This is a genomic window from Olsenella uli DSM 7084 (assembly GCF_000143845.1).
GTDB classification, from domain to species: Bacteria; Actinomycetota; Coriobacteriia; order Coriobacteriales; family Atopobiaceae; genus Olsenella; species Olsenella uli.
In genome coordinates, this window is the sequence record NC_014363.1 from 1,871,168 (window position 1) to 1,884,051 (window position 12,884).

Sequence of the window (12,884 nt, forward strand, 5' to 3'; positions counted from 1 at the left end):
GAGGGGCGCGCCCGCAGGCCGAGGCACGTGGGCCGCGAACCAAACCGTGGCACGTGGGCCACCTCGACTCGCACCTCCAACATTTCCAGCCTTAGACCTCAGCCTACAGCATGCCCTCCCCGTCCTTGGCGTAAATGTCACCGGCGGGTGCGATGGCCTTCATCGCCCCGAGGATCTCGTCCAGCAGCTCATCGACCCCCATGCCGTTGAGCTCGGCACCCTGGCGAATGACGTCACGATCGCAGCCGGCGGCGAAGCGCTTGTCCTTGAACTTCTTCTTGAGCGACTTGAGCGGCATGTCCATCACTGATCCGGACGGACGCACGCGAGCGGCCGCCTGGATCAGGCCCGAGAGCTCGTCGCAGGCGAAGAGCACCCGTTCCATCTTGAGCTGGGGCACGGGAAGCTCGGTGTTGACGTCGGAGTTGTGCGTCATGATGGCATGCGCCAGATACGGGTCGGCCCCGGCCTCGGCCAGGAGCTCCGCGGTCTTGATGGTGTGGTTGTGGTCGTCCTGCCACTTCTCCCAGTCGAGGTCGTGCAGCAGGCCAACCTGTCCCCAGAAGTCGACGTTCTGGGCGTCGTACCTCTCGGCATAGTGGCGCATGAGGGCCTCGAGGGTCTCGCCGTGGCTGATGTGGAACGGGTCCTCGTTGTGCATCTTCAGCAATTCAAAGGCCTGGTCACGCGTCAGGCCGCTCTCGAGCCTCTGGCCCTCCTCGGCCACTGCCTCGGCCGCAGCCCTCGCGGAAGCGCTCATCTCTGCCATGCTGGGACCTCCTTGTCGTGACGTCGCCATGCCAACATGCCTCAGTCGTACCGACGCGTACCGACATACTAAGCCATGTCGCGCCGCCATGCCCGCGACCACGGTCGGAACGTCCACGACCACATCGGCACGCCCGCAGGCGCACCGGCACGCCCCTAGTACAGCTTCGATCCTGCCGGGATGGCGTCGTCCACCATCAGGAGGTCGAGACGCTCCTCTCCCTTGACCTCATGGATGGCCGACAGGAGCATGCCGCAGGAGTCGACGCCCATCATCCTGCGCGGCGGGATGTTCGTGATCGCCACGAGGTTCTTTCCCACAAGCTCCTCCGGCTCGTAGTAGGCGTGAATGCCCGAGAGGATCGTGCGCTCCTCCCCCGTACCGTCGTCGAGCGTGAACCGCAGGAGCTTCTTGCTCTTGGGGACCGCGACGCACTCCCGCACGCGCACGACGCGCATGTCCGACCGGGAGAAATCGTCGAAGCTGACGTCGGTGGCGATGGGCTCAATCGTGACGTCCCCCTCTACGACTGACCCCGCAGGCCCCGGCACCGACACGACGGGGGGCTCGGGCCCGACGTCCGTGGGCCCGGCGGTCGCGGCGACTCCCCCATCGTCGTCAGCCCGCACGGCCCCAGGGCCCACACCCGTCCCCGCGTCGGAGAGCAGCGCGTCGATGTTGGCTGCCGCACCGTCCGTGCGCGCACCCGTGACCTGGGCGGCAATCTGCTCGCGCGTGACGGCCTCGGGCTTCATCTGCGGGAACAGCAGCACGTCGCGGATGGCGGGCTGGTCGCAGAACAGCATCACCATGCGGTCGATGCCAAAGCCGATGCCACCTGCAGGCGGCATGCCGTACTCAAGCGCACGGACGTAGTCGTAGTCGTAGCCCATGGCCTCGTCGTCGCCGAAGCCCTTGGCCGCCACCTGCTCGGCAAAGCGGCCGGCCTGGTCGACGGGATCGTTGAGCTCGGAGAACGCGTTGGCGTACTCATGGCCGGCAATGACCAGCTCGAAGCGGTCCGTGATGCAGGGGTCGTCGTCCTTGCGCTTGGCCAGTGGGCTGACCTCCTCGGGATAGTCGCACACGAAGGTGGGGTTCACCAGGGTCTCCTCGCCCAGCTCGTCGTAGAGCTCGAACAGGAGCTTGCCGGCGCCCCAGTTCTCCCGCCATTCGATGCTATGTGCGGCACAGAGTTCGCGCAGGTGGTCGAGGGGCGTGTCGATCGTGAGCTCCTCGCCGCAAACCTCCGAGGCGATCTCGGCCACGGTGGCAGAGCGCCAGGTGCCGGAGAGGTCTATCTCCTGGCCCTGGTAGACGATGGCCTCGTGGCCCTCCTCGCAACCGCAGGCCTCGCGGGCGATGGCCTTGAAGAGCCCCATGGTGAGGTCCTTCATGCCCTGCAGGTCCGAGTAGGCGCAGTAGGCCTCCATCGAGGTGAACTCGGGATTGTGGGTGAGGTCCATGCCCTCGTTGCGGAACTGGCGGCCGATCTCGAAGACGCGCTCCATGCCTCCCACGATGAGGCGCTTGAGCGGAAGCTCGGTGGCGATGCGCAGGTAGAAGTTGCGGTCGAGGGCATTGAAGTGCGTCACGAACGGGCGCGCGTTGGCACCACCCAGGATGGCGTGCATCATGGGGGTCTCGACCTCGATATAGCCGTCAGACTCCATGTAACGGCGAATCTGGCTCACGATGGCACTGCGCATGCGGAAGGTGTCACGCACGTCACGGTTCATGATGAGGTCGACGTAGCGCTGGCGGTAGCGCAGCTCGCGGTCCGTGAGGCCATGGAACTTCTCCGGCAGCGGCCGCACGGACTTGGAGAGCAGCGTGACGCTCGTGGGCGAGACCGAGAGCTGGCCGCGACGCGTACGCAGGACGGTGCCGCGCGCCTGAATGATGTCGCCCAGGTCAAGCTGGCCGAGAAGGCCCCAGTCCTCTGCGCTGAGGTTGTTGACGCGACAGAACAGCTGGATCTCACCCGAGACGTCCTCGATGACGAGGAAGCGGGCCTTACCCTGTCGGCGGTACGCACGGATGCGGCCGGCCAGGGAGTACTCATCCGTGGTGTCCGCGCCATCCTCCAGGCTGGCATAGCGTTCCGCCAGTTCGGCTGCGTGGGCGGTAATGTCGCTCTTGGTGGGGTATGGGTTCACGCCTGCGTCGATCAGCGCCTGGCGCTTGGCGCGGCGGACGGACCGCTCGTCGTTGATGTCGGTCTCGGGGGCGATGCTCTGGTCGGCCATCACAGCTCCTACCCGCGCCATCAGGGCGCGGTCCGTGGTCTCTCTCTTCAACTGGTACTGTAGCGATTCCGTTCCCAAAAACGGTTGCGACCACCGAAACGACGTAGGCACGGGGCAGGGGCAGACGACGTCGGAGTCCGCCACCATCTGCGGCTTTTGGGGTTAAGCTTCGGAAAGTGCGTCTGCCAGAGGCGGCTGACGAAGGGCAGCCGGGATGCGTTTTCGATGCGGCGATCATTCCAGCCTTCCGCGTGCAGGCTCTTTGCGGTGATATAGGTTGCGCAGGTTCCACGCTGACAGAATTGGGGCTCCCCCCCCCGCCCATCGGCTCTAAGGATAAGGATGCCTATGGAAAAGCGACGGCCGCCTCGTTGCGAAGCGGCCGTCGATGGCGTTTCCTCTGTGCTGCGGCGAGCGTAAACCTAGTGCTTCTTCAACGCCCTCACGCCCACGGCCGTGCCGATGGCCACCGCAGCGGCGAGTGCCGTCGCGATGAACGGCAGGGAGCTCGTCGGGTCGCCCGTCTGAGGCAACGTTTTGCGGGACGTGGTCTTAGTTGCAGGATAGGTCGTGGGGGTGGGTGACTTCGCCTCAGGCTTTTCGGGCGTCTTCGGATCGCTCGGCGCCTTGACGGTATACGCCAGCTTCGGGATATCGAAGTCTTCCTCTGCGCCCTGGACGCCTGCGGAATTGACGGGCAGGAGCGTCGCCTTGGTGTTGGTGGCAAGCTCGTAGTCGCCCGGCTCGGCCGGAGCCTTCGCCAACGCGACGTCGTACGTCAGCTTCACGGGTGCGAAGTTGGAGATCGCCTCGTGCGCGGTGAACTCGTAGGCGTCCGCATCCGCGTCGTACGTCAAGGTGAAGCGTGGGCTCGTGGATCCCGTGCTATGGAAGCTCCAGGTGTTCTCGCTCTCTCTCGTGACCTCGAGCTGCTCGGTTCCGACGCTGACCGTCGCCGTTCCGGGGACGAAGTCGAAATCGTAGCTTTCGCCCTTGCCCATGGAGTCGGTGACCTTCGAACCGGCGCCGCAGGCATACAGGATGTTGTTGGCGATCTGCGTGAAGTCGAGCGGCGTGCCTCCGTTGAGCTGGTCCATGAACTTGGTGGAGAAATCGGAATCTTCGCCCGTGCGCACGGCGTAGCAGGCATAGCCCTCGCCCTTCAAGGCCTGCCACACGGCGTAGGCCTCGTAGACCGCACGGTCAGGCGCCATGGCATGGTCGGCCTGGGTCCCGTGCTCGATGAAGGCGAAGCTCGGATCGGTGATGGCGCCCGTCGCGGGATCCTTCACCATGCTCGTGGCGTCGTTGCCGTAGGTCTTGAAGTCGCGCGCATACGTGTCGCCGTCGTTCGCGACCCATTCGACGAGGTGGGCATAGTAGGTGTCCCAGTCGCCGTACGGCATGGCGTAGGTGCTCGAAGCGGGCGTGCGCGCCTGGCGCCACTCGTCGATCATGCCGAAGTACACGAAGTTCCTCAGATCGATCTCGCTTGCGGCCTGCTGAGACGTCGGGTCGGTGTACGAGTACTGGTAGTAGATGTCCTTCACCGTGCCGTCCTCGGCCGTGAACAGGCGCGTCAGACCGTCGCTCACCAGGATGACATGCTTGCGGTTCGCGGGCGTATCCGTATCCGCATCCAGCATGGCCTTGGCTTTGGCAAGGCCGTCCTGCATGTTCGTGCCGGACCTTAGAGCGCCCGTGTAGCCTCCCGCGATGGCTCCCTTGAACGCATCGACGCTGCCGGCGTTCAGCTCGGAGAGCCCCTTTTCCACGTGACCGTCGCCCTTGAACGACACGACGCCCACCTTCACCTGGTCGGCGCCCGCCACTTCGGCAACGAGCCTGTCAAGCGTGGCCTTGGCGTCGTTGATGGCATCGTCCCCACAGCTCGAATTGTCCACGACGAAGACGATGTCGGATGAAAGCTTGGCCTCGGAGCTCGGCAACTGGAGCGTGACGCGGGCGGTCTTGCCCTCGTCGACCCACGTTGCCGCCTTCGATTTGGAGACCGTCCAGGTGCCGGTATCCGCCCATACGGATGCTGGGAGCGCGATGAAGAGGGCTGCGGCGAGCGCGGCGGCGCATGCCAGGGCCAAGACCCCCTTCTTGCGCAGTGACGGTACGGTTTCCCTCATTGCGTCCTCTCTTTCCCTATGAACAACCCTGCGATGTAGACCAATGTACCAATGCGCACATTATATGCCTCCACGGCGAGAACTGAATGGGAGGTTAAGCTTCGAAGCGTGTGTCTGGTGGAATCATTCGCCAGACACACGCTTCGAAGCTTGGCCCGGCTTTTGCCGTCCTCACGAACCCGGGTCCTCTCCGGCGGGGCGTCCAACTCGCACCTCCGGGCGTGACGGTCCCCACGACCTCGCAGTCACCATGGGCAGCCTTTGCTTCTCCTGTAAACTTTGCTTCTCCTGTAAAAAAGGCGGCCCCGATTGAATCGGGGCCGCTCCTGGCTGCGGGGCAATCCGGTGGGCTAGCGCGTGATGTTGACGACCGTGTACGTGCGGAGCTTGCCGTTTGGCGTGGTGAAGGAGACCTCGTCGCCCACGACGTGACCGATCAGGACGGCACCGGCTGGCGACTCGTTCGAGATGCGGTGCTCGAGGGAGTTGGTCTCGGTGGTCCCCACGATGGTGAAGGAGGTCTTCTTGCCCTTGGCATCCTCGAGCTCGACCGTGGTGCCGATGGAGACGGAGAGCTCGCCCTCACCTCGCTCGACGACCTTGGCCGCCACAAGGATCTGGCGGATCTCGTTCACGCGAGACTCGTTCTGGGATTGCTCCTCCTTGGCCGCATCATACTCGGCGTTCTCGGAGAGGTCGCCGAAGCCGCGGGCCTCCTTGATGCGCTCGACGATCTCGTCGCGCCTCTCGCCCTCGCGGTAGGCAAGCTCGTCGACGAGCTTCTGGCGACCTTCGGGGGTGAGGATGATTTCCTTGTTTGCCATGATTCGCTTTCTTCTAGCGGCGGTGGAATCTTGCAGGACCCGATGAGATCCGGTGGGGTCGTCTACTCGCCGAGCTTGTTGCCACACTTGGAGCAGAACGCGGCATCGGAGGCGTTCTTGCTGCCGCACTTGGGGCAGAAGGCGCCATCCCCCGGAGCATCCTCGTCGGAGTCGCCAGCAACTTCCTCGACATCCTCAGCATCCTCGGCGTCATCCTCGACCTCGTCGGCCTTGGAAGCGGTCTCCTCGCCGTCCATGCCCTCGCGCACGTTCTTGACGGTCTTGCCCAGAGCGCTGCCGAGCTTGGGAAGGTTCTTGGGCCCAAAGATGACCAGGATGATGACTAGGATGATGATGATCTCGAAGGGACCGAGTCCAGCTATCATAAATGCCTCCAAATGAGTTCTATGCAAGACCAGCGCGCCAGCGCACGCGAAGGCGCAACGGCTAGTATAGCCGAGCGAGAGCCCCGCTCACAATCTCTACTGGCCCCGATGGGGACATTTCCCCGCTAGGAATGTATCTCCCCCATGCCCGTCATCCTTACATACCTACTCGTGTTCGCCCTCGTCGCAGACGCCATCTTCGTCGCAGCGCTCGTCATCCTGCGCAGGCGAGGCGTCTACCTACGTCTTCGCTCCAAGTTTGGGCCAATCATGGTCTTTGACTCGACGGATGATGACGGGGTGCCCGTGCGCCTGCTCAACGTGGGGGGCAAGTTCCAATCGGTAGGCTACGTAGACGAGGGGCTGCGCTACGAGTTGGCCTGCGTCTATCACCGCTACTTCGCGGAGATCCTCTCCATCGCGGCAAACCCGGGGAGTGTCGCAGAGAGGGCCGCTGGACGCGGAGTCCCGGAACGCAGTACCACGGGACGCGACGGCACGGGATGCGACGTGGCGCACGACGCTGGGTCCGACAACGCAGGGTCCGACAACGCAGGGCAGAACCTGGGACAAGAACGGCCTTGGTCAGGAGATGCCCTGGTCATAGGGGGTGGCGGCTACTCGTTCCCCAAGTGGCTCGTGGCCCACTGTCCCCAGGCACGGGTCACGGTGGTGGAGATAGATCCCGTGATCTCGGACATCGCGCGCAGGCGCTTCTTCCTGGACGACCTGATCCGCGACTTTGGCGCAACGCCAGGCGACGCCCACGCAACGCCGAGCGACACCTCGCCGGGCCGCCTACGACTCGTCTGCGATGACGGGTGGGCATATCTGCGTGGATGTGGCTGCCACTTCGACCTCATCGTAAACGACGCATTTGGCGGCAGGAAGCCACTGGGACCCCTCAAGACCAGCGAGGGCGCACGCAGCGTGCGAGAACATCTCAGCGAGCACGGCATCTACCTGGCAAACGTGATCTCCGCACTCGAGGGAAAGAGGGCCAGGCCGCTTGAGGAGAGCCTTGCGGCATGCAAGGGTACCTTCGCGCACGTCTACCTCATTCCAGAGCGCCCCGAAGAGCCCGAGCGCGAGGGAGACAACGTCCTGATTGCCAGCCAGCTGCGCCTTTCCATCCAGAAGTGCTACGCAGTTCAGTAGGCGCGTCCCTCTCGGATGGGATCGACTGGGACTGAACGCACGAAGGCACGGTAAGCTGCCACGCAGACGCGCGCGGACACAGGACGCGTGCCGCCGGGGAGGGGCACCCCCAGGCGCCGTTGCGGCACAGGCGCATCCGCAGACGCGCGCTCCCAGGGATGCCACTTCGCCAACGCGACCGGCGAGGCGATCGTCGCCAAGGTCAAGGAGGCCCCCGGGCCCAGGGCGCGCTGCAGATAACGGCGCTGTGGCGGGCCACGTGGCCAAACCGTGACAAATTGTGGCGCCGTGGCACGGATTCTGCGCCACAGCGCCATTTTTTGTTACGGTTGGGAGGGGCTTCGGGCAAAAAGTTGGTCCGTCGAGGTCCGGATTGGATAGAGTGGTCAATAGAGTGGTCAACCGGAATCGGACGATTCCGGTTGACCCTCATGCATGTTCCTACTCATGTCCACACAGCGGCACGTGCCCCAGCGTCGGGCGCGTACGGCGAACGTTGCGGCACGTCTCGATGTACTGTGGATAAGCTCCACCGCCTCCCGCAGGTCAACCCCATCACGACACGCAACGCCCCGTCGCAACGCGCGCTACCAGCGGGCGCAGCTCAGAGCGTGAGGAGCAGGGCCATCTTGAAGGGCCTGTCCGCGCGGACGAAGTGGCGCCCGCCCTTGTCGAACTTGAAGTTCTCACCCGCATGGATGACGTGCTCCTGGCCCTCGTAGCCGATGACCCCCTCGCCATCGAGCGCGAAGACCAGTGCCTCGCCGGGAGCGGAGTGCTCGTCCAGGCCGGTGCCCGCGCCAAAGCTCATGAGGGAGAGCTTCATCCCGTCGTTGCGGGCCAAGTCCATGTTCACGACCCTGCCGTCCTGGTAGGGCAAGAGGTCCGCCAACTTGACGACCTCCCCTGATTTGAGCGTGTCGTTCATGGCGGCCTCCTTCTTGAGGGTGACTTCCGTGTACACGCAACCCGCATCCGTACGGACCCCCAGCGTGACATCGGGGAGAGACACAACGGCCTCACCAGAGGCAACGGCTAGGGCGCGTGCAGGGCCCCTGACGTGATGCCGGGCGGGGTCGTTGGGGCCAGCGAAGTCTGTGGAACCATCCTGACCAGCAAAGCCAGCGGGATCGGCGAGACCCGTAGGGTCAGCTGAACCCTGGTAGACCTCCATGTCACCCCATTCGACAACGAACAGCTTGTGGTAGTCGTAGCACTCTGCGCTGATGTCCGTGTGGGCGGCAAGAGAGAAGTTGGTGATGGACAGGCCGTTCGCATGGTGAATCGTCTGAGACGTGGTGCACCCAGAAACCGGCGGCATGTCGTCACTAATCGAGAAGACCTTTCCAGCTGGCAGCTTCATGGCATGCCCCTTTCTGTAGTGTCGCTCACCCGTCCCATTCGCAGGGGCAGCCGTCCAAAAGCGACGGTCGCAAAAGCCTGGGAATCTCAAGGTAGTTCAGCGTACGGATGATTTCCGTTGGAATAGCAACAGAAACGAACTCCGGGGAAAGAATCCCAAATCAACATGCCGCGTGACGGCGGAAGACTAGATAGGTGTTGAGATTGCCCGTACGGCCATCGGACGAGAAGCGCTCCCGGACGGTCGAGAGGTCCGACACGGCGTCCACGAGAGCCGTTATCCCGTCCGCATCGAAGCTGTGGCAGTAGCGCCAGACGTCGGGAAGCCCCTGCCATCCCACCAGATAGTCATCGGCGTCGAGATCGCTGGGGGCCAAGCCCAGCGACCCGAGGGCCTCGACGGTAGTTTCGCGCGCACGCCGCGCAAGCCTGGGGCTGTTCATGAACTGCCAGAGCGAAACGGCACAGGTTCCCCCGGGACGCGTCGCGCCGAGCAACGCCCGAAGGAGGGCAACCCGTGCCGCCCAGGTGGGCACATGGTGCATGAACCCAAAGCAGACCGTCAGATCCGCGGGGGCAGACGCGGGTGCAGGGAACGCCAGCGGGACACCATTGAGGAGTCGTTCCACCAGATCGATTTGGGTGAAGTCAACCTTCCAGGGAAGCGGAGGGGCGCAGCGGCGGACAAGCGACGGACAACTGTCGACCGCGCAATAGGCGACCCGTGCCGGTACGGGCGACGATGCCATCCTAGATGCAAGGTAGGTGCCAAAACGCAGGTTCCCGCAGGCCACGTCCAAGACGGAGAGCGTCGATGGCGTTGCGGTCACGGCAATGCCGGCAAGGGAGACCACCCTCCCCCACCCCGGCCATGGTGCCTGGCGCGTCTGGCAGAACGAGCTGGCCTGGGCTCGGTAGAACTCCGCGTTCAGGCTGTTCATGCGACGTGCGACGTCAGTGTTCATGTAGCCTCGGCGCTTCGTGGTAGAGCCGCGCCCCCCTCCCCTCCAGGTGCTCGGCAGCGCGCAGTCGGTGTCGGCAGCGCACATGTGGTTGACGCTGACGGCACCCATGGCGCTACGATGCCAACAGTATGAACCGTCGACACGGCGGCGGGACCAGACGTGAGGGGGCATCACCTATAATTGCGCCCCACGGAGAGTCCCGTACGGAGAGGCCGCATGGAAGACTTCCTGCTGGACATACTCGATCACCTGCGCTCGCTGCCACCGGAGCGGGCGGGCGATGCCTTGGCCCCGCTGGAGCTGGACGCCATCTGGCGCCGGCACAACCGTGGCGCGCGCGAAGGTGACAGGCGCCTCTCCAAGCGCTTCATCCTGCCCTTCTACCAGCGAACAAAGCAGCGGGACCCCATACGCTGGACCAGCTGGAACGTCGACGCCACGCTGGAGGAGCGCCTGGTGCGCACCATTCGCATGAAGCCGCGCCGCACGGCCTCGGGCGTGGCCACCATCACGGTCATCACCAGGCCGCAGGCCTGCTCCAGCGACTGCCTGTACTGTCCCTGCGACCTGCGCATGCCCAAGAGCTACCTGGCAGGGGAGCCTGCCTGCCAGCGTGCGGAGCACAACTTCTTCGACCCCTACCTGCAGGTGGCCTCACGCCTGCGCGCCCTCTCGCAGATGGGCCACTCCGTCGACAAGGTCGAGCTCATCATCCTGGGTGGCACTTGGAGCGACTACCCGCGCGCCTACCAGATCTGGTTCGTGCGCGAGCTGTTCCGTGCGCTCAACGACTGGCCCATTGCGGACGAGGCGCTACGCCGACGTTACGGCAGCTACCGAGAGCTGGGGCTCACGAACGACGCCACACGGCTGGCAGCCTTCGTCGCACCTCAGCAGGCCCTGGTCGACCGGGGCGAGAAGAGCTACAACGACGCGCTGCGCGACCTCTACCGGGAAAGCCGCCCCCACCGGGCTGCGGCCAAGCGCATGGGCGCGACCCTGGACGGGCTTGCGACGGAGCAGCTGCGCAACGAGTGCGCTTCCCACCGCGTCGTGGGCCTGGCGATAGAGACGCGCCCGGACCTGATAACGCCTGCATCACTCACGCTGTTTCGGCAGTTGGGCTGCACCAAGATCCAGATGGGCATCCAGTCCACCCGCCAGGAGACCCTGGACGCCAACGGACGCCGGACAAGCATCGAACAGGTCAGGCGGTCCTTCTCGCTCATTCGCCTCTTTGGCTTCAAGATACACGCCCACCTGATGGTGAACCTGCTGGGCTCCACACCGGAGTCCGACAAGGAGGACTTCCGCACCTTCGTGAGCGACCCCGGCTTCCTTCCCGACGAGATCAAGCTCTATCCCTGCGCGCTGGTCGCAGGCACGAGGCTGGTCCGTCTCTTCGAGCGGGGCGCATGGCGCCCCTACGACCGAGAGGAGCTTGTCGACGTGCTCGCGAGCGATGTGCTGGCCACGCCACCGTACGTCCGCATCTCGCGCATGATCCGCGACATCAGCGCGGGAGACATACTGGTGGGCAACAAGCACACCAACCTGCGCCAGATGGTCGAGGGTCAGATCCGGCGCGACGGGACGGCGAAGGGCGTACGCGAGGTTCGCTTCAGGGAGATCTCGCTGGACGCCGTCGACCTGGGCTCCCTGGCCCTGGACGACGTCACGTACCAGACCGCCGTCACGGACGAGCACTTCCTGCAGTGGGTCACGCCCGAGGGGCGCATCGCGGGCTTTTGTCGGCTGTCGCTGCCACATTGGAGGGAGCTTGCTGCGAGCGACGCGACCGCAGCGGCAGGCGGCGCAACGTCGGTCGAGAGGGACGAGGCCGATGTTGATGGGGGTGCCGACGTGCAGGCCGAAGTGCGGGCCAGCGAGCTGCCAGTCGAGCCCGGCGAGGCCATGATCCGCGAGGTCCACGTATACGGCCAGGCCGCCCGCCTGGGAAAGGCGGATGCTGCGGCCCAGCACCAGGGGTTGGGCCGCGCGCTCGTGGAACGCGCCTGCGGCATCGCCCGCAGCGCGGGGTACACACACGTCAACGTCATCAGCTCCGTGGGCACGCGCGCGTACTACCGGCGTCTGGGGTTTACGGACGTGGGGCTGTACCAGCGCAGGGGTCTATAGGGCGTCGAGAGGCGCTCGGTGGATACCGGTCTACGATCAGCTCACTGATCGGACTCGCGGCGGGGACGCCGATAGGAGTCTGCCGCTTCTCCCTGCAGGGGCGACTCGCGAGGCGTCGCACGTCCGTTGGCCTGATGGTTGCAGGCCCCTCTCTCACTGCGCCATCATTCGTGCAGTTGTCCAGCATGGGCATGTTTGCTGGCACGATCGCATCCACCAGTGTGGGCATGTTCGCGATACCGGCCGGTCCTGCACTCGCGTTGGGCTCGACGCTTTTCGCCACGGGAGCGTCACTGCGGCTGGAGGAATGACCGGCACCCTGGCTCAGCGTCATGGGCTATCCGATCGAGAAAAGCTGGTATTGAGGGAGATGCTGGATGGATCCGCTGTGAGGGGAACGGGCAAATCCCTTGGCCTTTCGATGGGAACCATCGGCACATACCGATCAAGAATCTATAAGAGGCTCGGGTCAGAAGTGCCAGCGGCGCGATTGCGCTTGCAAAGACAGCCATTCAGGAAGACGAGCATGTCGCAGCAGGTGGGCAAACGAGTGCCGAGAGAAACCTCAGTAGCAGACGGCCCCTTGCCCGTAAAGCCCTCCTTGCCATTTCAATCATCGTCCTTCTCCTTTCCTCGCTGCCCCTCGACGCCGTAGCATGGCTGCAAAGGGATGTGGGGTGGCGCGGAATGGCTTTCACTGCTCGCGCAACTGGTTGTATTCGGATTGGCTGAGAGCGGGTTAGCCTTCCTCGGCATCTGGGGATGGCTTGTCTTTCTTGTCTTGGGTTTGGGCGCAGCCCACGTTCTCGCACCAAGGCATGTCAGCCGTATCCGACGCCTTCCCTTCGCGGCAAGCGCCATCATGTTCTCCATAGCAGGCTTCCTGATAGCGTT

General features: G+C 64.4%; 10 protein-coding genes. 3 read left to right on the forward strand and 7 right to left on the reverse strand.

Going from position 1 to position 12,884, the window contains the following annotated elements:
- Positions 1–103: 103 nt before the first annotated feature.
- The 5 genes from OLSU_RS08195 to tatA all read right to left on the reverse strand — a co-directional run bounded on the left by OLSU_RS08195 (position 104) and on the right by tatA (position 6,366).
- Complete coding sequence (locus OLSU_RS08195; protein ID WP_013252486.1) at positions 104–769, reverse strand: HD family phosphohydrolase; 666 nt, start codon at positions 767–769, stop codon at positions 104–106.
- A gap of 155 nt (positions 770–924) precedes the next feature.
- Positions 925–3,018 carry a lysine--tRNA ligase gene (gene lysS, locus OLSU_RS08200; RefSeq protein ID WP_013252487.1) on the reverse strand — a complete coding sequence of 698 codons (2,094 nt, stop codon included), beginning with the start codon at positions 3,016–3,018 and terminating at the stop codon, positions 925–927.
- A gap of 422 nt (positions 3,019–3,440) precedes the next feature.
- Positions 3,441–5,156, reverse strand: a complete 1,716-nt coding sequence (locus tag OLSU_RS08205; RefSeq protein ID WP_013252488.1) for a vWA domain-containing protein — start codon at positions 5,154–5,156, stop codon at positions 3,441–3,443.
- A gap of 350 nt (positions 5,157–5,506) precedes the next feature.
- Positions 5,507–5,980 (reverse strand): transcription elongation factor GreA, encoded by a 474-nt coding sequence (gene greA, locus OLSU_RS08210; protein WP_013252489.1) that lies wholly within the window; start codon positions 5,978–5,980, stop codon positions 5,507–5,509.
- Positions 5,981–6,042: 62 nt separating this feature from the next.
- Positions 6,043–6,366: a twin-arginine translocase TatA/TatE family subunit gene (gene tatA / locus OLSU_RS08215; protein ID WP_013252490.1), complete on the reverse strand. Its 324-nt coding sequence runs from the start codon at positions 6,364–6,366 to the stop codon at positions 6,043–6,045.
- Between the two features lie 144 nt (positions 6,367–6,510).
- On the opposite strand from tatA, the gene OLSU_RS09180 reads away from it, so the two are divergent.
- Positions 6,511–7,524 carry a spermidine synthase gene (locus tag OLSU_RS09180; RefSeq protein WP_013252491.1) on the forward strand — a complete coding sequence of 338 codons (1,014 nt, stop codon included), beginning with the start codon at positions 6,511–6,513 and terminating at the stop codon, positions 7,522–7,524.
- Between the two features lie 604 nt (positions 7,525–8,128).
- Here OLSU_RS09180 and OLSU_RS08225 read toward each other — a convergent pair.
- Together OLSU_RS08225 and OLSU_RS08230 are read right to left on the reverse strand one after the other, a co-directional pair.
- Entirely contained in the window at positions 8,129–8,887 is a 759-nt protein-coding gene (locus OLSU_RS08225) for a cupin domain-containing protein (RefSeq protein ID WP_013252492.1), read from the reverse strand.
- Between the two features lie 160 nt (positions 8,888–9,047).
- Positions 9,048–9,959, reverse strand: coding sequence for a class I SAM-dependent methyltransferase (locus tag OLSU_RS08230; protein WP_049765179.1), 912 nt, complete (start codon positions 9,957–9,959; stop codon positions 9,048–9,050).
- A 108-nt stretch (positions 9,960–10,067) separates the two neighbouring features.
- Here OLSU_RS08230 and OLSU_RS08235 point away from each other — a divergent pair, with 108 nt between their 5' ends.
- Together OLSU_RS08235 and OLSU_RS09935 are read left to right on the forward strand one after the other, a co-directional pair.
- A complete protein-coding gene (locus OLSU_RS08235; RefSeq protein WP_013252494.1) occupies positions 10,068–11,990 on the forward strand; it encodes an elongator complex protein 3 in 1,923 nt (640 codons plus the stop codon).
- A 307-nt stretch (positions 11,991–12,297) separates the two neighbouring features.
- Positions 12,298–12,645: a LuxR C-terminal-related transcriptional regulator gene (locus OLSU_RS09935; protein ID WP_081439280.1), complete on the forward strand. Its 348-nt coding sequence runs from the start codon at positions 12,298–12,300 to the stop codon at positions 12,643–12,645.
- Positions 12,646–12,884 lie beyond the last annotated feature (239 nt).